Genomic DNA, 23,533 nt, shown 5'->3' with positions numbered 1-23,533 from the left:
GGGAACCCCGGGGGGCTTTCCCCACCCTTCCGCAGGGGAAACGCGGAAGGGAAACGCGGAAGCGGCCGGTCCTGCCCCCGAGGCAGGTCCGACCGCTTCACCGCGCCGTGACGCCGCTCCGGCTACTTCGCCGGTTCCGGCTCCGGTTCGTCCGCCGACTCCGGGTCGCCCGCCGGGTCGGCCGGGGTCTTCACGGAGTCGAGCAGCAGCTGGGAGACGTCCACGACCTGGACGGACTCCTTCGCCTTGCCGTCGTTCTTCTTGCCGTTGACCGAGTCGGTCAGCATGACCAGGCAGAACGGGCAGGCCGTCGAGACGATGTCCGGGTTGAGGGAGAGGGCCTCGTCGACGCGCTCGTTGTTGATGCGCTTGCCGATCCGCTCCTCCATCCACATCCGGGCACCACCGGCGCCGCAGCAGAAGCCGCGCTCCTTGTGACGGTGCATCTCCTCGTTCCGGAGACCCGGCACCTTCGCGATGATCTCGCGCGGGGGCGTGTAGATCTTGTTGTGACGGCCCAGGTAGCAGGGGTCGTGGTACGTGATCAGACCCTCGACCGGGGTCACCGGGATCAGCTTGCCCTCGTCGATGAGGTGCTGGAGCAGCTGCGTGTGGTGGATGACCTCGTACTCGCCGCCCAGCTGCGGGTACTCGTTCGCGATCGTGTTGAAGCAGTGCGGGCAGGTCGCGACGATCTTCTTCGCGGCCTTGGCCTTCTTCGTCGAGTCGTCCTCGTCGTCCTCGCCGAACGCCATGTTCAGCATCGCGACGTTCTCCGCGCCGAGCTGCTGGAACAGCGGCTCGTTGCCGAGACGGCGGGCCGAGTCACCGGTGCACTTCTCGTCGCCGCCCATGATCGCGAACTTGACGCCCGCGATGTGCAGCAGCTCCGCGAAGGCCTTGGTGGTCTTCTTGGCGCGGTCCTCCAGGGCGCCGGCGCAGCCGACCCAGTAGAGGTAGTCGACCTCGGTGAGGTCCTCGACGTCCTTGCCGACGATCGGGACCTCGAAGTCGACCTCCTTGGTCCACTCGACGCGCTGCTTCTTGGCGAGCCCCCAGGGGTTGCCCTTCTTCTCCAGGTTCTTGAGCATGGTCCCCGCCTCGGACGGGAACGCGGACTCGATCATCACCTGGTAGCGGCGCATGTCGACGATGTGGTCGATGTGCTCGATGTCGACCGGGCACTGCTCCACGCACGCACCGCAGGTGGTGCAGGACCAGAGGACGTCCGGGTCGATGACGCCGTTCTCCTCGACCGTGCCGATCAGCGGGCGCTCGGCCTCCGCGAGGGCGGCCGCGGGGACGTCCTTCAGCTGCTCCTCGGTCGCCTTCTCCTCGCCCTCCATGTCCTTGCCGCCACCGGCCAGCAGGTACGGGGCCTTGGCGTGCGCGTGGTCGCGCAGCGACATGATCAGGAGCTTCGGGGAGAGCGGCTTGCCGGTGTTCCAGGCGGGGCACTGCGACTGGCAGCGGCCGCACTCGGTGCAGGTGGAGAAGTCGAGGATGCCCTTCCAGGAGAACTGCTCGACCTGGGAGACACCGAAGACGGCGTCCTCGGCGGGGTCCTCCCAGTCGATCTCCTTGCCGCCGGTCGTCATCGGCTGGAGGGCGCCGAGCGCCACCGCGCCGTCCGCGTTCCGCTTGAACCAGATGTTCGGGAAGGCCAGGAAGCGGTGCCAGGCGACGCCCATGTTGGTGTTGAGGCCCACGGTGATCGCCCAGGCCATGGTGACGCCGAGCTTGATCATCGCGGTGAGGTAGACGAGGTTCTGGAGGGTGCCGAGGCTGAGCCCCTTGAACGCCGCGACCAGGGGGTACGAGGCGAAGTACGCGGCCTCGTAGCCGTCCACGTGGTGCAGCGCGCCCTCAAGGCCGCGCAGTGTCATGATCGCGAGACCGATGACGAGGATGACGGCCTCGACGAAGTACGCCTGGCCCATCTTCGACCCCGCGAAACGCGACTTGCGGCCGGCCCGGGAGGGCAGGTTCAGCTGGCGGATCGCGATGAGGACGAGGATGCCCACGGTCGTCGCGAGCGCGATGAACTCCGTGTACACCTCGTACGGCAGCCAGCCGCCGAGGACGGGCAGGACCCAGTCGGCCTTGAACAGCTGACCGTATGCCGTGACGATGGTCAGGCCCAGGGTCAGGAAGCCGACGGCGACGAACCAGTGGGCGATGCCGATGATGCCCCATCGGTTCATCCTGGTGTGGCCGACGAACTCCTTGGCCAGCGTGATCGTGCGCTGTTTCACGGAGTCGGTGCGGCTGCCGGCCGGGACCGGCTGTCCGAGCGTGACGAACCGGTAGATCTGCGCGACGGCTCGGGCGATGAGCGCAACGCCGACCACGGTCAGCACCAGCGACACGATGATCGCGGCGAGTTGCATTGGGGGCTCCTCGGGCCTGCGAGGTGGGATCGATCCAGCGTCTACTAGCGAGTACTGCGTCTTTCCAGTGACCACTGGGACTACGAGTATCGCTACTACTAAGCAGTAACTTAATCAGTCTGTGCCGACACTACCCACTTATTCCGCTGTCCTGTAGCCGGGCAGGCGGTGATCTGTGTCGCTCAGGCGTGCCTTGCCGGGCCACGGCAAGGTGTGGGCCGCCTCGCGCAGGGGTACGCGTACGGCCTCGGCGAGGACCGCCAGGTCCAGCCGCAGCCCCCGGTGCTCGGCGTAGTGCTGGTCCAGGAGGTCCGCCTCGTCCCACGGCATCCCCGAGCGGTGCCGCACCTGGGCCAGGCCGGTCAGTCCGGGCTTCAGCTCCTGGCGCCACTGCCGGGCGCCCCCGCTGCCGTTCCGCGCGTCGCCCGGGGCGAGCGGCGCGGGTCCGACGAGGGAGAGCTCGCCGCGTACCACGTGGTGCAGGCGTGACACCACGTCCAGCTTCAGCCACCGGGTGTCCAGGGAGCGCAGGACGAAGGGGGTGCCGTGCAGTCCGGTGCGCGGGGAGCGCCGCGTCACGCGGCGGCCCCGTACGGCCAGCGCCAGGGCGGCGGCGGCCAGTAAAGGGGAGGCGAGCAGCAGCAGGGCCGAACCGAGGGTCAGATCGAGGGTGCGTTCGGCGGTCGGGCGGGGGATCCGGGGCAGGCGCCGGCGGCGCGGCCGGGGTCCGCTTCCCCACTGATTCTGCGTACGCATCGTTCGCACCTGCCTGCAATCGGCGGATCCAATGCCGCTTTTGTGCTGCTCGCGGCATTTTGTGACAGAACGATCCCATGCGGCCATGATGGGGAAGGGCTGTGCGGCGTCCGAGGCGCCAGGTGTCGCCGATGGCGCGCACTGCGAGCACCTAAGTTGAGTCTGCTCGACTCAGGTCTGTTGACTCCGGCAGGCGAGTCGTGCATCCTTGAGTCAGATCCACTCAAGTAGTCAGTTGGAGGAATCGAAATGGCACGTGCGGTCGGCATCGACCTGGGCACGACTAACTCCGTCGTCAGCGTTCTCGAAGGCGGCGAGCCCACCGTCATCACCAACGCAGAGGGCGCCAGGACCACGCCGTCCGTCGTCGCCTTCGCGAAGAACGGCGAGGTGCTGGTCGGCGAGGTCGCCAAGCGCCAGGCTGTGACCAACGTCGACAGGACCATCCGCTCCGTCAAGCGCCACATGGGCACTGACTGGAAGATCGACCTGGACGGCAAGAGCTTCAACCCGCAGCAGATGAGCGCCTTCATCCTGCAGAAGCTGAAGCGCGACGCGGAGTCCTACCTGGGCGAGAAGGTCACCGACGCGGTGATCACCGTCCCGGCGTACTTCAACGACTCCGAGCGTCAGGCGACCAAGGAGGCCGGCGAGATCGCGGGCCTGAACGTCCTGCGCATCGTCAACGAGCCGACCGCCGCCGCGCTGGCGTACGGGCTCGACAAGGACGACCAGACGATCCTCGTCTTCGACCTCGGTGGCGGCACCTTCGACGTGTCGCTCCTGGAGATCGGCGACGGCGTCGTCGAGGTGAAGGCCACCAACGGTGACAACCACCTCGGTGGTGACGACTGGGACCAGCGCGTCGTCGACTACCTGGTGAAGCAGTTCGCCAACGGACACGGCGTGGACCTGTCCAAGGACAAGATGGCTCTCCAGCGTCTCCGCGAGGCCGCGGAGAAGGCGAAGATCGAGCTGTCCTCCTCGACGGAGACCACGATCAACCTGCCGTACATCACGGCGTCGGCCGAGGGCCCGCTGCACCTGGACGAGAAGCTCACGCGCTCGCAGTTCCAGCAGCTCACCGCGGACCTCCTGGACCGCTGCAAGACCCCGTTCCACAACGTCATCAAGGACGCGGGCATCCAGCTCTCCGAGATCGACCACGTCGTTCTCGTCGGTGGCTCCACCCGCATGCCGGCCGTCGCCGAGCTCGTCAAGGAGCTGACCGGCGGCCAGGAGGCCAACAAGGGTGTGAACCCGGACGAGGTCGTCGCCATCGGCGCCTCGCTCCAGGCCGGTGTCCTCAAGGGCGAGGTCAAGGACGTCCTGCTCCTCGACGTCACCCCGCTGTCCCTCGGTATCGAGACCAAGGGCGGCATCATGACCAAGCTCATCGAGCGCAACACCACGATCCCGACCAAGCGGTCCGAGATCTTCACGACGGCCGAGGACAACCAGCCGTCCGTGCAGATCCAGGTCTACCAGGGCGAGCGCGAGATCGCGGCGTACAACAAGAAGCTCGGGATGTTCGAGCTGACCGGTCTGCCGCCGGCCCCCCGCGGTGTCCCGCAGATCGAGGTCTCCTTCGACATCGACGCCAACGGCATCATGCACGTGACGGCCAAGGACCTCGGCACCGGCAAGGAGCAGAAGATGACCGTCACCGGCGGCTCCTCGCTGCCGAAGGACGAGGTCAACCGGATGCGTGAGGAGGCCGAGAAGTACGCGGAGGAGGACCACGCCCGCCGCGAGGCCGCCGAGTCGCGCAACCAGGGCGAGCAGCTCGTCTACCAGACCGAGAAGTTCCTCAAGGACAACGAGGACAAGGTCCCGGCCGACGTGAAGACGGAGGTGGAGACCGCGGTCGCCGAGCTGAAGGAGAAGCTCAAGGGCGAGGACTCCGCCGAGATCCGCACGGCCACCGAGAAGGTCGCGGCCGTTTCCCAGAAGCTGGGCCAGGCGATGTACGCCAACGCCCAGGCCGAGGGTGGCCCGCAGGGTGACGCGCAGCCCGGTGCCGAGCAGGCCCAGGGCGACGCCCAGGACGATGTCGTCGACGCCGAGATCGTGGACGACGAGAAGGACTCCAAGGGCGGTGCGGCGTGACCGAGGAGACTCCGGGCTTCGAGGAGAAGCCCGACGTCCCCTCCGGCGCCACCTCTGACGACGCCGAGCCGAAGGCCGCCACCCCCTCCGAGGAGGAGGCGGCGGCCCCGGCCGGGGACGCGAACGAGACCACGGCCCTGACCGCGCAGCTGGACCAGGTCCGCACGGCGCTCAGCGAGCGCACCGGCGACCTCCAGCGGCTTCAGGCCGAATACCAGAACTACCGCCGCCGTGTGGAGCGGGACCGGGTCACGGTCAAGGAGATCGCCGTCGCGAACCTCCTGTCCGAGCTGCTGCCCGTCCTGGACGACGTGGGCCGGGCCCGGGAGCACGGCGAACTCGTGGGCGGGTTCAAGTCGGTGGCCGAATCGCTGGAGACGGTCGTCGCGAAGCTGGGCCTCCAGCAGTTCGGCAAGGAGGGCGAGCCCTTCGACCCGACGGTCCACGAGGCCCTGATGCACAGCTACGCGCCGGACGTCACGGAGACGACCTGCGTGGCGATCCTGCAGCCCGGTTACCGGATCGGCGAGCGCACCATCCGCCCCGCGCGGGTCGCGGTCGCCGAACCCCAGCCGGGGGCGGCTCCCGCGGCCGCGAAGGAAGAGAAGGCAGACGACGAGGAGAGCGGTGGCGGCGAGGAGGTCTGACATCCTGTCCGATCACCTGGCAGTACACCGCCTGGCCACCAGGGCCTCCCGTCCGGCCGGTGCCAGGGCCTGCGGGCCCGGCGCCGCCCGGACGGGGGGCTCCCGGCCGGTCGTCCGGAAGGAGGGACGTCGATGAGTACGAAGGACTTCGTCGAGAAGGACTACTACAAGGTTCTCGGCGTCCCCAAGGACGCCACCGACGCCGAGATCAAGAAGGCGTACCGGAAGCTCGCACGCGAGTTCCATCCGGACGCCAACAAGGGCGACGACAAGGCGGAGGAGCGCTTCAAGGAGATCTCCGAGGCGAATGACGTCCTCGGTGACGCCAAGAGGCGCAAGGAGTACGACGAGGCGCGCGCCCTCTTCGGCAACGGCGGCTTCCGAGCCGGGCCGGGCGGCGCCCAGGGCAACTTCAACTTCGACCTGGGGGACCTCTTCGGAGGCGCCCCGGGCGGGGGTCAGGGCGGCGGCGCAGGCGGCTTCGGCGGCGGCGGCCTCGGCGACGTGTTCGGCGGCCTCTTCAATCGCGGCGGCGGCGCCGGAACGAGGGTGCAGCCGCGGCGCGGCCAGGACATCGAGTCCGAGGTGACGCTCAGCTTCACCGAAGCGGTCGACGGGGCCACCGTCCCGCTCAGGATGTCCAGCCAGGCCCCCTGCAAGGCGTGTTCCGGCACCGGCGACAAGAACGGCACCCCCAGGGTCTGCCCGACCTGTGTCGGCACCGGTCAGGTCTCGCGCGGCAGCGGCGGCGGTTTCTCGCTGACCGACCCGTGCGTGGACTGCAAGGGCCGCGGCCTCATCGCCCAGGACCCCTGCGACGTCTGCAAGGGCAGCGGCCGGGCCCGCTCCTCGAAGACCATGCAGGTGCGCATCCCGGCGGGCGTCTCGGACGGGCAGCGCATCCGGCTGCGCGGCAAGGGCGCCCCGGGCGAGCGCGGCGGACCCGCCGGCGATCTGTACGTCGTGGTCCACGTCGACGCCCACCCGGTCTTCGGCCGCAAGGGCGACAACCTCACCGTCACGGTGCCCGTCACCTTCACGGAGGCGGCGCTCGGCGGCGAGGTGAAGGTGCCGACGCTCGGCGGACCGCCCGTGACACTCAAGCTACCGGCCGGTACGCCGAATGGGCGTACGATGCGGGCCCGCGGCAAGGGCGCGGTCCGCAAGGACGGCACCCGGGGCGACCTCCTGGTCACCGTCGAGGTGACCGTGCCGACCGACCTCGGTACCGAGGCCCGGGACGCGCTGGAGGCATACCGCAAGGCGACCGCGGGGCATGACCCGAGGGCGGAGCTGTTCCAGGCGGCGAAGGGAGCTTGAGGTGGACGGCCGACGGCGTAATCCTTATGAACTGACCGACGAGTCACCGGTGTACGTGATCTCGATCGCGGCCCAGCTCTCGGGCCTGCATCCGCAGACACTGCGCCAGTACGACCGCCTCGGCCTGGTCTCGCCCGACCGCACGGCCGGACGCGGCCGGCGCTACTCGGCCCGCGACATCGAGCTGCTGCGTACGGTGCAGCAGCTGTCGCAGGACGAGGGCATCAACCTCGCCGGCATCAAGCGCATCATCGAGCTGGAGAACCAGGTCGCGGCGCTCCAGCAGCGCGTCGCCGAACTCTCGGCGGCCGTGGACGGCGCCGCGGCGGCCATGCAGCAGCGCGAGGCCCAGGTCCACGCGTCCTACCGGCGCGACCTGGTCCCGTACCAGGACGTGCAGCAGACCAGCGCCCTGGTGGTCTGGCGCCCCAAGCGCCCCAAGGACTGACCCCGCGCCACGCGGCCCGTCACCCCGGTTCTCCGGGTGTGGCGGGCCGCTTCGCGTTGTCAGCCCACACGGGCCCGGAGGGGCCCTCCGCGAGGCCGGACCGGACGAGCAGGGCGCCGAGGTGGGTGCGGCTGGTGGCGTTGAGGGTGTGCATGAGCTTCGTGATCGCGAGGTTGGGGTCGGTGCCGGCGACGGGGCCAGGGGTGCCAGGGAGTCGGCCAGGGCCGCGGAGAGCCTGATGCGTTCGTGGATCTCGCGGGTGACCGGCTGGAGCAGATGGGCGAGCGCCGCGGACGGAGGCACCGGCGGGATCCAGCCGTGCAGCAAGATGACGGTGGTGCCGGCCCAGTTCCCGGGCCAGTCTGGACGAGTCGGGGGAGCCGGGAACTCGACCGGCTGATCAAGGGCGTTGCCATGCTCTCCCCCATTGCGTGGATCGCCCGCCCGGCCCGGGGGGTGGGGATCTTTGGGGCCGCGGCCGCCCGGTCAGGAATCCTGGTCCAGGATTCCTGACCGGGCGATCAGATAGCCGAGTTGGGCGCGGCTGGTGCTGCCGAGAGCGGCAGCGAGCTTGGCGACATGGGCCCGGCAGGTACGGACGTTCATTCCCAGGCGCCGCGCGATCGAGTCGTCTACATGCCCCTCGACGAGCAGTTGGGCTATGGAACGCTGGACACCGCTGAGGCCACGGGGTACGGAGTCGTACTTGATCTCTTCGCGCAACGGGGCGGCCCGGGCCCACAACTGCTCGAATACCTTGACCAGATACTCGACCAGGCCGGGGTGGCGCAGTTCCAGGGCGTTCTGCCGGTCGTCCGTCGCAGGGATGAACGCGACCGTGCGATCGAAGATGATGAGCCGCTCGATGAGCTCTTCGAGGGTCCGGATCTCGACATTCTTGTTGGCTATCTGCTCGGCGTACGCCAGGGTTCCGGGGCTGTGGCGGACCGTGTGCTGGTAGAGGGTGCGAATGCTGACACCGCGGTCCACGACGGACAGTCCGCGCTCCAGCGCCTCGTTGAGCCGGTCCTCGCTCCGGCCGCCGCCGGGCTGGACGGTGAGGACTTCGGTCAGGCACTCTGCAGTGGCCAGATCGAGCGCCGCGTTGATCCGGTTGAAGCCCTCCAGCACAGTGATGGCGTGGGTTGTCGGCGCGTCCTGCGCGCTGATGTCCATGAACGGTACGAAGGATTCGGCCAGTCGGACCGAGTGCCGGCGCCGCTCCTGGATTTCGCGCTCGATGGGATTGAGATGCTTCGCCAGTGCGGCCGACGGCGGTACGGGCCTGAGCCAGGCGGCGTCGTCGGGGTCGGGGTGCAGCAGTGCGAAGTCCATGAGGCAGGGGGCGGGTTCGACCTCGGCCCGCGTGATGCGGCCTGAACGCAGCGCACTCGCGTAGAGATGCCTTCCTTCGGCACAGAGCTCAGTGATGCCATGAGGATGTGTCGGCTTTATATCGCTTGTGACCATTTCTCCACCCCCCAGGTTCATGAACATGCAGGAACATGATGCATCGACTCAGTGGTGTTCGTGTGCCCAGGTGAGACATCGTCTTTGGTGCGGGGGAGAAGAATCCACAAGTGAGGACGAAGCCGACTATGTATAAGCGAATGCTTCGCTCGGCGCTTGCCGCCTCGTTCGTCGCGGCTCTGGGGCTCGTGGCCCTGAGCGGCAGCGGCATTGCATCGAGGGTCGGGGGCGGGGCGGCGGCTGGAGACATTGCCTGGTCGACCCGGGCGGACGTCGCTGCGGGCGACATTGCCTGGTCCAGCGGAAAGGCAGTCCCCGGCGACATCGCCTGGATTCAGCCGGCCCGGTCGGGCGCCTGACATGACCACCCCCCCGGACGACCGGACCTTCCGGCGTGAGATGGCGACCGCCTACCGGTCAGGGTGGCATTTCATCGATCTCGTCACGGCGCTGCCCCACCGTGGTGACTCGTTGATGGTCACTCTGTTCGGCGACCCGGTCGTCGTCGCCCGCGAGGACGACGGTGAGGTCCGTGCCTACCGTTGCCTGCGCAAGCCGCGGGGTGCGCCGCAGCCGGTGCGCTGTGCCATCCGGTACGACATGATTTTTGTGAATCTCGCACAGCGTGACCACCAGCTGTTCGAACCCGAAGCCATTGCCGCCACCCCCCACAGTGCCTGAGCGATCCCCCGTCGTTCCACGTCGCTCAGTCACTTCCCCCACACAACGGCGCCACCGTGACCTGAACACGGTGGCGCCGTTGTGCTTTGCCCGCGGGCGGCCCGCTCAGCCGCGGCCCAGCGCCCGGTCCAGGGTGATCTCGATGACGACCCGGTCCGGATTGGGGGACGGCACCCGGTCGTAGCGCTCCGTGTGGCGGCGTACGGCCTCCGCGACCCGCTCCGGGTCCGCGCTGACCCGGGCCACGCCCTCCAGGGTCGCCCAGCGGCGGCGGTGCACCTGGCACGCCGCGACCCGGGCGCCCTCCGGGCCCGCGGCCAGGATGTTGGCCACCTTGCGGCTGTGCTTGTTGGTGATGACCCGGGCGAGGCCGGCCTCGGGGTCGTACGTCACGCACACCGGGACCACGTGCGGCGTGCCGTCCGGGCGGGGCGTGGTGAGCGTGCACACGTGGCTCTCGCGCCAGAACGCGAGGTACTCGGGGCTCGGCTGGTGTACGTCGACTGCCATGGGTCCCAGCGTATGCGGGCGGGAACGGCCTGCGGTGGCGGGTGCCCGCGACGGCCGGTTCACTCGGAAGAGGGGCAGGGCCGCATTTCGCCTTGAGTGGAATGCGCTCAACCCTGGCCGCGATCAGCCTTGAGTGGAATAGACTCAACTTTGTGCACGTTGACCGTGTCAGTAGTGGGAACGGACTCGTCATCGCAAGGAGGAGACAGCGCACGTGGACGCCGAGCTGACCAACAGGAGCAGGGACGCCCTCAACGCGGCCACCAGCAGGGCCGTGAAGGACGGGCATGCCGATCTGACCCCGGGCCATCTGCTGCTCGCGCTGCTCGCGGGCGAGGACAACGAGAATCTGGTCGATCTGCTGGCCGCCGTCGAGGCCGACCAGATCGCCGTGCGCACCGAGACGGAACGGCTCCTGGCCGCGCAGCCCAGCGTGACCGGGTCGACCGTCGCCCCGCCCCAGCCCAACCGCGAGCTGCTCGCCGTCATCGCGGACGCCGCGCAGCGCGCCAAGGAACTGGGCGACGACTACGTCTCCACCGAGCACCTGCTGATCGGGACCGCCGCGAAGGGCGGCCGGGCCGGTGAGATCCTCGACGGGCAGGGGGCCAGTGCGAAGAGGCTGCTGGACGCGTTCGAGAAGAGCAGGGGAGGGCGCCGGGTGACCACTCCCGACCCGGAGGGCCAGTACAAGGCCCTGGAGAAATTCGGCACGGACTTCACCGCCGCCGCCCGCGAGGGCAAGCTCGACCCGGTCATCGGCCGGGACCAGGAGATCCGCCGCGTCGTCCAGGTGCTCTCGCGGCGCACCAAGAACAACCCGGTGCTCATCGGTGAGCCGGGCGTCGGCAAGACCGCCGTGGTCGAAGGGCTCGCCCAGCGCATCGTGAAGGGCGACGTTCCCGAATCCCTCAAGGACAAACGGCTCGTCTCGCTCGACCTGGGCGCCATGGTCGCGGGCGCGAAGTACCGCGGCGAGTTCGAGGAGCGCCTGAAGACCGTCCTCTCCGAGATCAAGGAGAGCGACGGCCAGATCATCACGTTCATCGACGAGCTGCACACCGTCGTGGGCGCGGGCGCCGGCGGCGACTCCGCGATGGACGCGGGCAACATGCTCAAGCCGATGCTGGCCCGCGGCGAGCTGCGGATGGTCGGCGCGACCACGCTCGACGAGTACCGCGAGCGGATCGAGAAGGACCCCGCCTTGGAGCGCCGCTTCCAACAGGTGCTGGTCGCCGAGCCGTCCGTCGAGGACACCATCGCGATCCTCCGCGGCCTCAAGGGGCGTTACGAGGCCCACCACAAGGTCCAGATCGCAGACGCGTCCCTGGTCGCCGCCGCGACCCTGTCCGACCGCTACATCACCTCCCGCTTTCTGCCCGACAAGGCCATCGACCTCGTGGACGAGGCGGCCTCACGGCTGCGCATGGAGATCGACTCCTCGCCCGTCGAGATCGATGAGCTCCAGCGCTCCGTCGACCGGCTGCACATGGAGGAGCTGGCCCTCAGGAACGAGACCGACGCCGCCTCCAAGCAGCGTCTGGAGAAGCTGCGTCGCGACCTCGCCGACAAGGAGGAGGAGCTGCGCGGCCTCAACGCCCGCTGGGAGAAGGAGAAGCAGGGCCTCAACCGGGTCGGTGAGCTGAAGGAACGCCTGGACGACCTGCGCGGCCAGGCCGAACGTGCCCAGCGTGACGGCGACTTCGACACCGCGTCGAAGCTGCTGTACGGGGAGATCCCCGGCCTGGAACGCGAGCTGGCCGAAGCCGACGAGGCCGAGCAGGAGGCCGCCCGCGAGCCCAAGGAGACCCTGGTCAAGGAAGAGGTCGGACCGGACGACATCGCCGATGTCGTGGGCGCCTGGACGGGCATCCCGGCCGGCCGCCTCCTGGAGGGCGAGACGCAGAAGCTGCTGCGCATGGAGTCGGAGCTGGGCAAGCGGCTGATCGGGCAGACCGAGGCCGTGCAGGCCGTCTCGGACGCGGTACGCCGCACCCGCGCCGGCATCGCCGACCCCGACCGCCCGACCGGCTCGTTCCTGTTCCTCGGCCCGACCGGGGTCGGCAAGACCGAACTGGCGAAGGCCCTCGCGGACTTCCTCTTCGACGACGAGCGGGCCATGGTCCGCATCGACATGAGCGAGTACAGCGAGAAGCACAGCGTCGCCAGGCTGGTCGGCGCCCCGCCCGGTTACGTCGGTTACGAGGAGGGCGGCCAGCTCACGGAGGCGGTCCGCCGCCGCCCGTACACGGTCGTCCTGCTGGACGAGGTCGAGAAGGCCCACCCCGAGGTCTTCGACATCCTGCTCCAGGTCCTCGACGACGGCCGGCTCACCGACGGACAGGGCCGGACGGTGGACTTCCGGAACACCATCCTGATCCTGACGTCCAACCTCGGCAGCCAGTTCCTGACCGATCCGCTGACCAAATCGGAAGAGAAGAAGAACCAGGTCCTGGAGGTCGTCCGGGCCTCCTTCAAGCCGGAATTCCTGAACCGTCTTGACGACCTGGTGGTCTTCTCCGCCCTGTCCGGCGACGAGCTGGCGCACATCGCGGGCCTCCAGATCGACCGGCTCGCCAAGCGCCTGGCCGACCGCAGGCTCACCCTGGACGTCACCCCGGAGGCCCTGGCCTGGCTGGCCGAGGAGGGCAACGACCCGGCGTACGGCGCCCGGCCGCTGCGCCGCCTCATCCAGACGGCGATCGGCGACCGCCTCGCGAAGGAGATCCTGGCGGGCGAGATCCGGGACGGCGACACGGTTCGCGTGGACCGCTTCGAGGACGGCCTGATCGTGGGCACGGCGAGCTGAGAGCGGCCGGGCAGGGGACGGTCGGCCGGGAATGTGACACCCGAGAAGTCGGGGGTCACATTCCCGCTCCGGGTGATCCATTTTTCAACATCGATATCGAGCCAAAGGCCAAGACCGTCCTCGGTGCGTCAACTCCTGCCGGGGAACGGTCGTGGGCCCTCTCACATCCCTCCTGGCAAGGGAGTTCGGGGCACAGAGCCGCGCGGTGCGGCCCGACGTGCACGCATAAACAGGACACCGCGCTGCACCTGCGGCAGCCTTCCCGTCGCAGGGGTTAGAGCTCGAATCGGGCGGCCGGTAGCGTGCCCGCATGAACGAGCGGATAGGCGATGAGATAAACAACGGGCCCAAGAAGTCCAGATCTGACAATCTCTTTCACCTTGGCGAATTCCGTACCCTTTGGTCTGCTTATGCTCAGTCGATCCTGGGCGACCAGCTGGCTCGCGTGGCGTTGTCATTGCTTGTTTTCGAGCGTACGGAATCACCGGGATGGACCGCGGCGACCTACGCCCTGACCACCTTGCCGGCCCTGTTGTCCGGAGTACTGCTCTCCGGCCTCGCGGACCGGTTTCCCCGGCGCACGGTCATGGTCACCTGCGATCTCACCCGGATGGTGCTGGTCGGGCTGATGGCGTTGCCGGGTATGCCTCTGCCGCTGCTCGCCGGGATGCTGGTGCTGGCGCAACTGGCCGAGGCGCCGTTCAGCGCGGCCCAGGGCGCGATGCTGCCCACCCTGCTAGGCGTCGAGCGCTACGAGCGCGGCCAGCGGATCATGCAGATCACCCATCAGGCCGGCCAGCTGGTCGGATTCGCCGGGGGCGGCCTGATCGTCGCGTGGCTGGGCAGCAGCCGCTCGCTGGCGGTGAACGCGGCGACCTTCCTGCTCTCGGCGGTCATCATCAGATTCGGGGTGAAGGCCCGCCCGGTCGCGAGCGCCGAGGCCCGCACGGCGAAGCTCGGCGCGCAGGTCGGCGCCGCCGCCGCACTGATCTGGTCGGACCGCAGGCTCCGCTCGCTGCTCGTCATGGGCTGGCTCGCCGGCTTCGTCGTCCTGCCGGAGGGGCTGGCCGCCCCGTTCGCGGACGAGGCCGGCGGCGGGGCCTACGCGGTGGGGCTGTTGCTGGCCTCGCATCCGGCGGGAATGGTGCTGGGTGCGGCCGTGCTCGTACGGCCGGGGATCGGGGACGAGACCCGGCGTCGGCTGCTGGGCCCGCTGGCCGTCGCCGCGAATCTGCCGCTGGCCGGCTACCTGCTCGATCCCAGTGCGGAAGTAGCCATGCTGCTGCTGTTCGTCGCCGGAGTGTGCTCGGCGTACCAGGTCACCGCCGGGGCCACCTTCGTCCTGCTGACCCCGGCCGACCGGCGGGGCCAGGCGCTGGGGCTCGCCCGGTCGGGGATGATCGCCATGCAGGGCATCGGCGTGGCGTCCGGGGGCGCTGTGACCGAGCTGACCGGCTCCTCGGCGACCACCATCGGGGCCGCCGGGGTCCTGGGGGTTGTCTGTGCCGCCCTGGCCGCCGCTGCCTGGGCCCGGGTGCGGGGGGCCGGGGCGGGGATGATCCCGGAGAAGGCGTAGCCCGGGCGGTCTACGCCGCGACGGCCAAACGCGGTTAGGGTCGTCGGCAGGAAACCACGAGATCCACAGGAGTACCAGCGATGTCTATCGACCCGTCCTCGATTCCTAACTTCGGGGCTCAGCCCGAACCGCAGGCGGCAGGACCGGAGGGCCCCGTCGTCCCTGACCAGGACCTCGTCAAGCAGCTGCTGGACCAGATGGAGCTGAAGTACGTCGTCGACGACGAGGGCGACCTCGCCGCGCCGTGGGAGGAATTCCGCACGTACTTCATGTTCCGCGGCGAGGGCGAACAGCAGGTCTTCTCGGTCCGTACGTTCTACGACCGCCCGCACGCCACGGACCAGCGTCCGGTCCTCCTCGACGCGATCGACGACTGGAACCGCCGCACCCTGTGGCCCAAGGTCTACACGCACACCCACGAGCCCGAGGAGGGCTCCGAGGAGGCCGGCCCCTCGGTCCGGCTGATCGGTGAGGCGCAGATGCTCATCGGCACCGGCGTCTCCCTGGAGCACTTCGTCTCCTCGACGGTCAGCTGGGTGCGCGCCTCGATCGAGTTCGACAAGTGGCTGCTGGAGCGCCTGGGTCTGGCCCCGGCCGAGCAGAAGCCCGAGGACGGCACCGAGCAGTCGGCTCCGGACGCCTGAGCGCAGGCGTTTCGACGAGGCCCGGCGCGGGAATCCCGCACCGGGCCTCGTCGTGTGTCACAGCTGCTTGAGCCTGGTGACGGCCTCTTCGAGCACGTCCGTCCTCTTGCAGAACGTGAAGCGCACGAAGGGCGCGCCCTCGTCGCGGTGGTCGTAGAAGACGGCGTTGGGGACGGCGACCACTGCGCAGCGTTCCGGCAGTGCCCGGCAGAACGCGATGCCGTCACCGGCCGCGTCGAGCGGGCGGATGTCGGTGGTGACGAAGTACGTGCCGGCCGGCCGGTACACCGCGAACCCGGCCTCGGCGAGGCCCGCGCACAGCAGGTCCCGCTTGGTGCGCAGGTCCGCGCGCAGTTCCTCGTAGAAGCTGTCGGGCAGGTGCAGCGCCTCGGCGACGGCGTACTGGAGCGGCCCGCCGGAGACGTACGTCAGATACTGCTTCGCCGAGCGCACCGCCGTCACCAGCTCGGCGCTGCCGGTGACCCAGCCGATCTTCCAGCCGGTGTACGAGAATGTTTTGCCGGCGGAAGAAATGGTGACCGTGCGGTCGCGCATGCCGGGGAAGCCGGCCAGCGGCAGGTGTTCGCCTTCGAAGACCAGATGTTCGTACACCTCGTCGGTGACGACGAGCAGGTCGTGCTCGCAGGCCAGCTCCGCGATCGCGTGCAGTTCCTCGCGGCTGAGAACGGTGCCGGTGGGGTTGTGCGGGGTGTTGATCAGCAGCAGCCGGGTACGCCGGGTGACCGCCGCGCGCAGTTCATCGAGATCCAGCCGGTAGGTGCCCGCGGAGGTGTCGGGGCGCAGCGTGACGGGAACGCGCGTGGCGCCCGCCATCGCGATGGAGGCGGCGTACGAGTCGTAGTACGGCTCCAGCGCGATGACCTCGTCGCCGGGTTCCAGGAGCGCCAGGAGCGAGGCGGCGATGGCCTCGGTGGCGCCCGCGGTGACCAGCACCTCCGTGTCGGGGTCGTACGCCAGGCCGTAGCGCCGCTGCTGGTGGCCCGTGATCGCGGTGCGCAGCTCGGGGACGCCGGGGCCGGGCGGGTACTGGTTTCCCCGCCCGTCGCGCAGGGCACGCACCGCGGCCTCGCGGACTTCCTCGGGGCCGTCGGTGTCCGGGAAGCCCTGGCCGAGATTGATGGCTCCGGTGCGGACGGCCAGCGCGGACATCTCCGCGAAGATCGTCGTGCCGAACTCGGCGAGGCGGCGGTTGAGCAGCGGTCGTCCGTGTGTCATGGCCGCCATCCTGCGCGCAAGCTCTGGACTTGCTCAAGTCTGCTTTGGCCGTGCGGCGGCAGGGGCATCTCCCCTGCACGCCGGATGGGGCGCGGAGCGGGGGGCCTCGCTTCGGGGGAAGGAAGGACGTGAGGTCATGGGCGGTGTGCTGGTAGGCGTGATTCTGTTCGTGCTGGTCGTGTTCCTCGTCGCGAAGCTGGCGGGGGCCGGCGGGCGGGGGCGTACGCCGGCGCGCAGCAGGCGGCGCGGCACGGCGGGCGGCTCGGCCGCCGGGGGCAGCTGGTGGGCCGGGGACAGCGGCGGCGGCTCGTCCTGCGGCAGCGGTGGGCACTCGGGCGGCCACTCCGGAGGCCACTCCGGAGGCCACTCGGGCGGTCACTCCTGCGGCGGGGGGTCCTCGTGCGGCGGGGGCTCCTCCTGCGGCGGCGGGGGCGGATGCGGCGGAGGCAGCTGACACGGGGCAGTTGGTCCGCGAGGGCGTGTCCGTGCACACGCCCGGGGGCCCGGGGGGACGCGCGGTGGCACGCGCCAAGTCCCTCCGGGCTCCTTTTTGTTGGGCCTCTCATGGGTCTGCGGTGAACAGGTGAGCGGAAGGCCCCCCGAGGGGGATGGAAACCCCGGCAAGTTGGGCAAAAACGCTGTGAGTGCGGCGTAGTTCGTGATTCCCTCATGGGAGAGAACATCCAGCCCTCGGACCCCAGTTGGACCTGATCGGGCGCTTCCCACCTCCCACGCGCACGACGCGGGGGCGTCCCCTGTCCATGTGTCCATGCGTGTTTGCGGAGCCGACCCATGCTCACGACCCTTCATACGGCCTATTCCGATACCCGTGCCGCCGATCTGGCCTGGGCGCTGGGGCGCGAGCCGCTTCCCGCGCTGGCCGTCCTCGACCTCGAACTCGGCGGCGCCACGATGCAGTTGCGGCTGCTCGGCGCCTCCCACCAGGTGCTTCTGGAAGAGGAGCAGGGCAGCTGTTCCGAGACCGTCGCCTGTATGCCCGGCAGCAGCACGCCGCTGCCGCTGGGCGTCGCCAAGCGGGTCGGCGACTGGGAGTACGAGTTCGCCGCCCGCGTCGAGACGCTGAGCGCGGGTTCCTTCGCCGGGCGCGCACAGGAACTGCTGGCGCTCGTCGCCGACCATCCCCACGGCCTGGCCGGAACGTTTCCGGGCAGCCCGCACGCCTTCACGGCCATGCTCGCCCAGCGGACGGAGGGCCAGGTGCGGTGGCGCACCTGGCACGCGTACCCGCAGGAGGGCCAGCTCGTCGTCACGCGGACCCGGGTGGGCGTACGGACGCCCGCGGTGGCGCTGTGACGCACGCCCGCCGCGCTTCGGGTGCGCCAGTTACACCCTTGTGGGTGACAAGCGGCAAGCGATCAGTGACGTAGCGTTCGCGGCATGATCGACCACCAGGTGTCGCTGCGAGGGGGCGCGGCGCGGCTTCCCGTCAGGCCGAGGACAGGTCGGTACCTCGTGCTGGCCGCCGTCTTCGTCTGTGCCGCCTGCGGACTGGTGTACGAACTCGAACTGGTGGCGCTCGCCTCCTATCTGATCGGTGACTCGGTCACCCAGGCGTCCGTCGTGCTCTCCGTGATGGTGTTCGCGATGGGGATCGGCTCGCTGCTCGCGAAACGTTTACGCAACCGGGCGGCGGTGGGCTTCGGGCTGATCGAGGCGGCGCTCGCCCTGGTGGGAGGCTTCTCGGCGCTGGTGCTCTACGCCTCGTTCGCCTGGTTCGGAGAGTCGCGGTACGCGCTGGTCGGATTCTCGCTGACGATCGGCATCCTGATCGGCGCGGAGATCCCCCTGTTGATGACGCTGATCCAGCGGGTGGACCGGCAGGACGCGGGCGGGGCCGTCGCCGATCTCTTCGCGGCGGACTACGTGGGCGCGCTCGTCGGTGGCCTCGCCTTCCCGTTCCTGCTGCTGCCGATGCTGGGCCAGCTCACCGGGGCGCTGCTGACCGGCGCGGTGAACGCGGCGGCGGGCGGGGCGCTGGTGCTGTGGGTGTTCCGGCGGGACCTGATCCCCAGGACGCGGTGGCTGCTGATCGCGGCCAACGTCACGGTGATCGCGGTGCTGGCCACGGCCGCGCTGCTGGCCGACGACTTCGAGCGCGCGGCGCGCCGCGCGGTGTACGGGGACCAGGTGCGGGTCGCCGTGCAGACCGATGTGCAGGAGGTCGTGCTGACCGGGGCGGGGCGCAGCTCCCTGGACCTCTATCTGGACGGACGGCTGCGGGTCAGTTCCCGCGACGAGTACCGGTACCACGAGGCGCTGGTGCACCCGGCGATGAAGGGGACGCACGCCCGGGTGCTGATCCTGGGCGGCGGGGACGGGCTGGCCGCGCGGGAGGTGCTGCGCTACCCGGACGTCCGGAGCGTGACCCTGGTCGAGCTGGACCCGGCCGTCACCCGACTGGCCCGTACGGACCACGCGCTCTCCGCGCTGAACGCGCACGCGCTGGACGACCCCCGTGTGACGACGGTGACCGGGGACGCGTTCACCTGGCTGCGGACCGCCCGCGGGCGCTACGACGTGGTGATCTCCGACCTCCCGGATCCCGGGATCTCCGCCGGCACGAAGCTCTACTCGGCGGAGTTCTACGGCCTGGTCGCCGAGGCCCTCGCACCGGGGGGACGGCTCGCGGTGCACGCGGGACCGCCCGTCGTGCGACCGCGCACCTACTGGACGGTCGAGGCGTCCATGCGGGCCGCCGGGCTGCGTCCGCGCCCCTACCTGATTCACGGCCGCCGGTCGGGCTTCACGATCGGCCCCGACCGGGCGGGGAGCAGTGCGGACGGGGACCGCGGCTGGGGGTTCCTGCTGGCCGGGACGGCGGCGACGCCCACGCTCGGCCTGGCCCCGGACGCGCCCGCGCTGCGCTCCCTGAGCGTGCCGGGGCTGCTGGACGCGGGGCGCAGCGCGGAGGCCGGGCGGCTGTCCGGCCTCGCGCCGTCGACGCTGGTGCACCCGCGCTACTGGGAGGAGCGGTGAGGTGCGGCAGCCGGGCGGTCGCGGGTGAGCGAGGTGACGGGGTGCGGGGGCGGTCGCGGGGGCGGAAGCGCTGACGGGACGGCTGGGGCTGAGTAGGCTCGTTCACCATGGAGCATGAGGTGTTCGTTCCGGTTCCGGTCCCGGCCCTGCGGCGGACGCTGGGCGACCCCGTCCGGGTAGCCCGCTGTGTACCGGGATTCCAGCAGGACGCCGACGCGTCGGCGGGCCCCTTGGAGGGCCGGCTCAGAATCCGGGCCGGCGGCCACACCATCACGTACCGGGGCACCCTGCGCCTCACGCCGTTGCCGGGCGACCCGGACGTGGACTCCGTGCACGCCGTCCTGGTGGAGGGCGAGGGCGCGGAGGCCCGGGGCGGCGGCTCCGTGAAGCTGTCCCTGACCCTTCGGCTGACGGAGGGCGACGAGGGCACGTCGATCGCCTTCGAGGGCGGCGCGACCGGTGACGGCCGTCTGCGGGACCTGGAGCCGGCCGCGGCGCTGTCGACGGCCCACCGCCTGCTGGACCGGTTCGCCCAGCAGCTCGTGACGGAGTCGCTGGCCGCCCAGGGCGAGGGCGCGGCCGACGAGGCGTGGGGCGGCGGGGCGGGAGGCGCGCCGGGCACCGGCAGCGCGGCGGGGGCCCCGGGCGACGGGGCTGCGGGTGACAGGACCTCCACCGACGGGGCTTCCGCCGGCGCGGCCGGGACGCCGGGTGCCGCGGAGGTCACCGCCGATGAGCTGGCCGTCGGGGAGGCCGTGGAGAAGGCGCTCGAAGAGGCTGCCGAGGACGCGGACCAGACCGGCCCCGAGCCCTCGGCCGGCTCCCCGCTCAGCGGCTCCGGCCCCCTGAGCGGTGCCGAGGAGTCGCTGCCGACCCACGAGGCCGCCCCCGACGAGGCGCCGGGCGTGGAGCAGCCGGGGGAGCGGGGCGCGGAACAGGACGGGGCACAGGACGGGGAGCCGTCGGAGGACCGGGAGTCCCTTTTTGACGCGCCCATCCCGCCGTCGTCGCTGGACCCGGTCGCCGGGATCGAGTTCACCGTGCCGGACGGGCCGCCTGCCGAGGCCGCGCATGCCCGGCGCACCATGATCGGGCGCAGTGCGGAGGAGGTCGACCACGCCCCGCCGCGCGGCCGGTACGCCCCCGTGCCCTCGCCGGATTCGGGCGGTGCGGGTGCGACGCTGCGCTGGGTCGCCCCGGCCGCCGCGCTGGCCCTTGCCTCGGCGGTGGTCGTCAGCCGGGCGCTGCGGCGCCGGAGGTAGCGGCGCCAGTAGGGTCGTCCCGTGAGCAGTAGCGAGAAGGACGTCCGGCTCTCCGTCGGCGACACAGAGTTGACCGTGAACCCCGCCAACGGCTGCCGGATCAGCAGCCTGCGGATCGGCGGTACCGAACTGCTGCGGCAGGGGGAGCGGTACGGCTGCTTCCCGATGGTGCCGTGGTGCGGCCGGACCGAGAACGGACAGTTCCGCGACGGTGGCGTCCTCCACCAGTTGCCGCTGACCGCTCCGCCGCACGCCATCCACGGGACCGGCCGCGACACGGCGTGGCACACCGCCCTGGGGACCGGGACCCAGGCGTCGTTCTATTACGACCTGGCCGACCCCTGGCCGTACCCGGGCCGGGTGACCCAGACCTTCGAACTGGCCGAGGACTCCCTCACCTTGGCCTTCGGCATCGAGACGTACGGGGACTCCTTCCCGGCCCAGGCGGGCTGGCACCCGTGGTTCCGCCGCCGCCTCGACAGCGGCGAGGAGGTCCGTATCGACTTCGACGCCGCCTGGCAGGAGGAGCGCGGCGAGAACCACTTGCCGACCGGCCGCCGGATCCCGCCGCTGGCCGGCCCGTGGGACGACTGCTTCGGAATGCCGGACGGTGTCGACGTCACCCTCACCTGGCCGCAGCGGCTGGAGCTGACGGTGAAGAGCCGGTCCGAGTGGGTCGTGATCTATGACGAGCAGGACGAGGCCGTCTGCGTGGAGCCGCAGTCGGGGCCGCCGAACGGGCTGAACACCGACCCCCGCTATGTCACTCCGATCGAGCCGCTGGAGATCGCCACCACCTGGAGCTGGCGCCGGCTCTGAGCGCAGGGCTCCGTCCGGCGGGCGGGCCGCGGTCCCGGGCGGGCCTCGGCCTCGGGCGGGCCGCCGCGGAAAACGCGCGCCTTATCCTCGTAGCCATGACTGACGTACGTGCTGAGCTGCTCCAGCAGATCAAGGACAAGGCCGTGGTTCACGGCAAGGTGACGCTCTCCTCCGGCCTGGAGGCCGACTGGTACATCGATCTGCGCCGCATCACGCTGGACGGCAAGGCCGCCCCGATGGTCGGCCAGGTCATGCTCGACGCGACGGCCGAGCTGGACTACGACTGCGTGGGCGGGCTGACGCTCGGCGCCGACCCGGTCGCCACGTCGATGCTGCACGCCTCCGCGGCCCGTGGCCAGGAGCTGGACGCCTTCGTCGTCCGCAAGGCGCAGAAGGCCCACGGGATGCAGCGCCGGATCGAGGGCACGGACGTGAAGGGCCGTCGCTGCCTCGTCGTCGAGGACACCTCGACGACCGGCGGCTCGCCGCTCACCGCCGTCGAGGCCGTCCGCGAGGCCGGCGGCGAGGTCGTGGCCGTGGCCGTGATCGTGGAGCGCGGTGCCGCCCCGGCCATCGCCGAGGCGGGCCTTCCGTACGTCCACGTCTACACGGTCGCGGACCTCGACCTGGCGTGACCTGCGGGTTTCTCCGGAGGCGGTCGGTTTCACGTGAAACCGACCGCCTTTGTCGTATCCCTGCGAACGGACGCCCCCGATCCTGGGGGACACCGCCGGGTGGAGCCGGAAGCAGAGTCTGGGAAGATGGGGGCGACGATGACGTCGCCCCCAGGTCAGGGACCCAGCAACGCACACCCGCACATCCCAAGGAGCGGACAGATGCCCATCGCAACCCCCGAGGCATACGCCGAGATGCTCGACCGGGCGAAGGCAGGCAAGTTCGCCTACCCGGCCATCAACGTGACGTCGACCCAGACCCTGCACGCCGCCCTGCGCGGCTTCGCGGAGGCCGAGAGCGACGGCATCGTGCAGATCTCGACCGGCGGCGCGGAGTTCCTGGGCGGCCAGTACAACAAGGACATGGTCACGGGCGCCGTTGCCCTCGCCGAGTTCGCGCACATCGTCGCCGCCAAGTACGACGTCACCGTCGCGCTGCACACCGACCACTGCCCCAAGGACAAGCTGGACGGCTACGTCCGCCCGCTGCTCGACATCTCCGCCGAGCGCGTCGCCAAGGGTCTGAACCCGCTGTTCCAGTCGCACATGTGGGACGGCTCGGCCGAGACGCTGGCCGACAACCTGGCCATCGGCCAGGAGCTGCTGGCCAAGGCCGCCGCCGCCAAGATCATCCTTGAGGTCGAGATCACCCCGACCGGTGGCGAGGAGGACGGCGTCACCCACGAGATCAACGACGAGCTCTACACGACCGTGGACGACGCGCTGCGCACCGCCGAGGCGCTGGGTCTGGGCGAGAAGGGCCGTTACCTGCTGGCCGCCTCGTTCGGCAACGTGCACGGTGTCTACAAGCCGGGCAACGTCGTCCTGCGTCCGGAGCTCCTCAAGGACCTTCAGGAGGGCGTCGGCGCCAAGTACGGCAAGACGTCGCCGTTCGACTTCGTCTTCCACGGCGGCTCCGGCTCGACCGCCGAGGAGATCACCACCGCGCTGGAGAACGGCGTTGTGAAGATGAACCTCGACACCGACACCCAGTACGCCTTCACCCGCCCGATCGTGGACCACATGTTCCGCAACTACGACGGCGTGCTGAAGGTCGACGGCGAGGTCGGCAACAAGAAGGTCTACGACCCGCGCAGCTGGGGCAAGTCCGCCGAGGGCGGCATGGCCAAGCGCGTCACGGAGGCGTGCGCCAACCTGCGCTCCACCGGCACCAAGCTGAAGTAA

The 23,533-nt window shown here is 70.2% G+C and carries 21 protein-coding genes and 1 pseudogene; 15 read left to right on the top strand and 7 right to left on the bottom strand.

The window, feature by feature from the left end:
* Window positions 1-122: 122 nt before the first annotated feature.
* Together ACFZAT_RS16185 and ACFZAT_RS16180 are read right to left on the bottom strand one after the other, a co-directional pair.
* On the bottom strand, window positions 123-2,390 hold the full coding sequence (locus ACFZAT_RS16185; protein ID WP_391264780.1) for a heterodisulfide reductase-related iron-sulfur binding cluster: 2,268 nt from the start codon (window positions 2,388-2,390) through the stop codon (window positions 123-125).
* Window positions 2,391-2,528: 138 nt separating this feature from the next.
* The gene (locus ACFZAT_RS16180; protein ID WP_391264777.1) at window positions 2,529-3,146 is read right to left on the bottom strand and encodes a sugar transferase; all 618 of its coding nucleotides are present in this window, start codon (window positions 3,144-3,146) and stop codon (window positions 2,529-2,531) included.
* 249 nt (window positions 3,147-3,395) lie between these two features.
* Between ACFZAT_RS16180 and dnaK the strand changes: the two genes are divergently transcribed.
* The 4 genes from dnaK (at window position 3,396) to ACFZAT_RS16160 (ending at window position 7,670) form a co-directional block, all read left to right on the top strand.
* Window positions 3,396-5,255: a molecular chaperone DnaK gene (gene dnaK, locus ACFZAT_RS16175; protein ID WP_391264775.1), complete on the top strand. Its 1,860-nt coding sequence runs from the start codon at window positions 3,396-3,398 to the stop codon at window positions 5,253-5,255.
* Complete coding sequence (grpE, locus tag ACFZAT_RS16170) at window positions 5,252-5,902, top strand: nucleotide exchange factor GrpE (protein ID WP_391264772.1); 651 nt, start codon at window positions 5,252-5,254, stop codon at window positions 5,900-5,902. Before dnaK ends, grpE begins: the two co-directional genes overlap by 4 nt.
* 132 nt (window positions 5,903-6,034) lie before the next feature.
* Window positions 6,035-7,222, top strand: coding sequence for a molecular chaperone DnaJ (gene dnaJ / locus ACFZAT_RS16165; RefSeq protein ID WP_391264770.1), 1,188 nt, complete (start codon window positions 6,035-6,037; stop codon window positions 7,220-7,222).
* A gap of 1 nt (window position 7,223) precedes the next feature.
* Window positions 7,224-7,670 carry a heat shock protein transcriptional repressor HspR gene (locus tag ACFZAT_RS16160; protein ID WP_018522258.1) on the top strand — a complete coding sequence of 149 codons (447 nt, stop codon included), beginning with the start codon at window positions 7,224-7,226 and terminating at the stop codon, window positions 7,668-7,670.
* A gap of 19 nt (window positions 7,671-7,689) precedes the next feature.
* Here the strand turns inward: ACFZAT_RS16160 and ACFZAT_RS16155 are convergent, their stop codons facing one another.
* The 3 genes and pseudogenes from ACFZAT_RS16155 to ACFZAT_RS16145 all read right to left on the bottom strand — a co-directional run bounded on the left by ACFZAT_RS16155 (window position 7,690) and on the right by ACFZAT_RS16145 (window position 9,167).
* Entirely contained in the window at window positions 7,690-7,824 is a 135-nt protein-coding gene (locus ACFZAT_RS16155) for a hypothetical protein (RefSeq protein ID WP_391265033.1), read from the bottom strand.
* A pseudogene (locus ACFZAT_RS16150) lies at window positions 7,825-7,985 on the bottom strand (helix-turn-helix transcriptional regulator); the annotation flags it as partial. It lies immediately after the preceding gene.
* 171 nt (window positions 7,986-8,156) lie between these two features.
* Window positions 8,157-9,167 (bottom strand): helix-turn-helix transcriptional regulator, encoded by a 1,011-nt coding sequence (locus ACFZAT_RS16145; protein WP_391264767.1) that lies wholly within the window; start codon window positions 9,165-9,167, stop codon window positions 8,157-8,159.
* A gap of 333 nt (window positions 9,168-9,500) precedes the next feature.
* On the opposite strand from ACFZAT_RS16145, the gene ACFZAT_RS16140 reads away from it, so the two are divergent.
* Entirely contained in the window at window positions 9,501-9,821 is a 321-nt protein-coding gene (locus tag ACFZAT_RS16140; protein WP_391264765.1) for a (2Fe-2S)-binding protein, read from the top strand.
* A 105-nt stretch (window positions 9,822-9,926) separates the two neighbouring features.
* Here the strand turns inward: ACFZAT_RS16140 and ACFZAT_RS16135 are convergent, their stop codons facing one another.
* Window positions 9,927-10,331 (bottom strand): TIGR03618 family F420-dependent PPOX class oxidoreductase, encoded by a 405-nt coding sequence (locus tag ACFZAT_RS16135; protein WP_391264763.1) that lies wholly within the window; start codon window positions 10,329-10,331, stop codon window positions 9,927-9,929.
* 214 nt (window positions 10,332-10,545) lie between these two features.
* On the opposite strand from ACFZAT_RS16135, the gene clpB reads away from it, so the two are divergent.
* The 3 genes from clpB to ACFZAT_RS16120 all read left to right on the top strand — a co-directional run bounded on the left by clpB (window position 10,546) and on the right by ACFZAT_RS16120 (window position 15,360).
* A complete protein-coding gene (clpB, locus tag ACFZAT_RS16130; RefSeq protein WP_391264761.1) occupies window positions 10,546-13,140 on the top strand; it encodes an ATP-dependent chaperone ClpB in 2,595 nt (864 codons plus the stop codon).
* A gap of 310 nt (window positions 13,141-13,450) precedes the next feature.
* Window positions 13,451-14,716, top strand: coding sequence for an MFS transporter (locus ACFZAT_RS16125; RefSeq protein WP_391264759.1), 1,266 nt, complete (start codon window positions 13,451-13,453; stop codon window positions 14,714-14,716).
* Window positions 14,717-14,796: 80 nt separating this feature from the next.
* Window positions 14,797-15,360: a YbjN domain-containing protein gene (locus ACFZAT_RS16120; protein WP_073966484.1), complete on the top strand. Its 564-nt coding sequence runs from the start codon at window positions 14,797-14,799 to the stop codon at window positions 15,358-15,360.
* A gap of 57 nt (window positions 15,361-15,417) precedes the next feature.
* Here ACFZAT_RS16120 and ACFZAT_RS16115 read toward each other — a convergent pair whose 3' ends face one another.
* Window positions 15,418-16,596 (bottom strand): pyridoxal phosphate-dependent aminotransferase, encoded by a 1,179-nt coding sequence (locus tag ACFZAT_RS16115; RefSeq protein ID WP_391264756.1) that lies wholly within the window; start codon window positions 16,594-16,596, stop codon window positions 15,418-15,420.
* 136 nt (window positions 16,597-16,732) lie between these two features.
* Here ACFZAT_RS16115 and ACFZAT_RS16110 point away from each other — a divergent pair, with 136 nt between their 5' ends.
* The 7 genes from ACFZAT_RS16110 to fbaA all read left to right on the top strand — a co-directional run bounded on the left by ACFZAT_RS16110 (window position 16,733) and on the right by fbaA (window position 23,533).
* Window positions 16,733-17,050 (top strand): hypothetical protein, encoded by a 318-nt coding sequence (locus ACFZAT_RS16110; protein WP_391264754.1) that lies wholly within the window; start codon window positions 16,733-16,735, stop codon window positions 17,048-17,050.
* 338 nt (window positions 17,051-17,388) lie between these two features.
* Window positions 17,389-17,910: a DUF2617 family protein gene (locus ACFZAT_RS16105; protein WP_391264752.1), complete on the top strand. Its 522-nt coding sequence runs from the start codon at window positions 17,389-17,391 to the stop codon at window positions 17,908-17,910.
* A gap of 84 nt (window positions 17,911-17,994) precedes the next feature.
* The gene (locus ACFZAT_RS16100) at window positions 17,995-19,593 is read left to right on the top strand and encodes a polyamine aminopropyltransferase (RefSeq protein ID WP_391264750.1); all 1,599 of its coding nucleotides are present in this window, start codon (window positions 17,995-17,997) and stop codon (window positions 19,591-19,593) included.
* Between the two features lie 119 nt (window positions 19,594-19,712).
* On the top strand, window positions 19,713-20,855 hold the full coding sequence (locus ACFZAT_RS16095) for an SRPBCC domain-containing protein (protein ID WP_391265024.1): 1,143 nt from the start codon (window positions 19,713-19,715) through the stop codon (window positions 20,853-20,855).
* A gap of 21 nt (window positions 20,856-20,876) precedes the next feature.
* A complete protein-coding gene (locus ACFZAT_RS16090) occupies window positions 20,877-21,674 on the top strand; it encodes an aldose 1-epimerase (protein WP_391264748.1) in 798 nt (265 codons plus the stop codon).
* 95 nt (window positions 21,675-21,769) lie between these two features.
* Window positions 21,770-22,309: an orotate phosphoribosyltransferase gene (gene pyrE, locus ACFZAT_RS16085; protein ID WP_391264746.1), complete on the top strand. Its 540-nt coding sequence runs from the start codon at window positions 21,770-21,772 to the stop codon at window positions 22,307-22,309.
* A 201-nt stretch (window positions 22,310-22,510) separates the two neighbouring features.
* Window positions 22,511-23,533, top strand: a complete 1,023-nt coding sequence (gene fbaA, locus ACFZAT_RS16080) for a class II fructose-bisphosphate aldolase (RefSeq protein ID WP_073966477.1) — start codon at window positions 22,511-22,513, stop codon at window positions 23,531-23,533.

The sequence above is a fragment of the Streptomyces sp. NPDC008163 genome (assembly GCF_042956885.1).
GTDB lineage: Bacteria > Actinomycetota > Actinomycetes > Streptomycetales > Streptomycetaceae > Streptomyces > Streptomyces drozdowiczii_A.
The sequence above is the reverse complement of the archived record's forward strand: the minus strand, read 5'-3'. Positions and strand labels throughout refer to the sequence as shown.

Bases quoted from the DNA above. Each gene is read 5' to 3' on its own strand.
- ACFZAT_RS16185 (WP_391264780.1), bottom strand. From the start codon at position 2,390: ATGCAACTCGCCGCGATCATCGTGTCGCTGGTGCTGACCGTGGTCGGC.
- ACFZAT_RS16180 (WP_391264777.1), bottom strand. From the start codon at position 3,146: ATGCGTACGCAGAATCAGTGGGGAAGCGGACCCCGGCCGCGCCGCCGG.
- dnaK (WP_391264775.1), top strand. From the start codon at position 3,396: ATGGCACGTGCGGTCGGCATCGACCTGGGCACGACTAACTCCGTCGTC.
- dnaJ (WP_391264770.1), top strand. From the start codon at position 6,035: ATGAGTACGAAGGACTTCGTCGAGAAGGACTACTACAAGGTTCTCGGC.
- ACFZAT_RS16155 (WP_391265033.1), bottom strand. From the start codon at position 7,824: ATGCACACCCTCAACGCCACCAGCCGCACCCACCTCGGCGCCCTGCTC.
- ACFZAT_RS16145 (WP_391264767.1), bottom strand. From the start codon at position 9,167: ATGTTCATGAACCTGGGGGGTGGAGAAATGGTCACAAGCGATATAAAG.
- ACFZAT_RS16140 (WP_391264765.1), top strand. From the start codon at position 9,501: ATGACCACCCCCCCGGACGACCGGACCTTCCGGCGTGAGATGGCGACC.
- ACFZAT_RS16135 (WP_391264763.1), bottom strand. From the start codon at position 10,331: ATGGCAGTCGACGTACACCAGCCGAGCCCCGAGTACCTCGCGTTCTGG.
- ACFZAT_RS16125 (WP_391264759.1), top strand. From the start codon at position 13,451: ATGAACGAGCGGATAGGCGATGAGATAAACAACGGGCCCAAGAAGTCC.
- ACFZAT_RS16120 (WP_073966484.1), top strand. From the start codon at position 14,797: ATGTCTATCGACCCGTCCTCGATTCCTAACTTCGGGGCTCAGCCCGAA.
- ACFZAT_RS16115 (WP_391264756.1), bottom strand. From the start codon at position 16,596: ATGACACACGGACGACCGCTGCTCAACCGCCGCCTCGCCGAGTTCGGC.
- ACFZAT_RS16110 (WP_391264754.1), top strand. From the start codon at position 16,733: ATGGGCGGTGTGCTGGTAGGCGTGATTCTGTTCGTGCTGGTCGTGTTC.
- ACFZAT_RS16105 (WP_391264752.1), top strand. From the start codon at position 17,389: ATGCTCACGACCCTTCATACGGCCTATTCCGATACCCGTGCCGCCGAT.
- ACFZAT_RS16100 (WP_391264750.1), top strand. From the start codon at position 17,995: ATGATCGACCACCAGGTGTCGCTGCGAGGGGGCGCGGCGCGGCTTCCC.
- pyrE (WP_391264746.1), top strand. From the start codon at position 21,770: ATGACTGACGTACGTGCTGAGCTGCTCCAGCAGATCAAGGACAAGGCC.
- fbaA (WP_073966477.1), top strand. From the start codon at position 22,511: ATGCCCATCGCAACCCCCGAGGCATACGCCGAGATGCTCGACCGGGCG.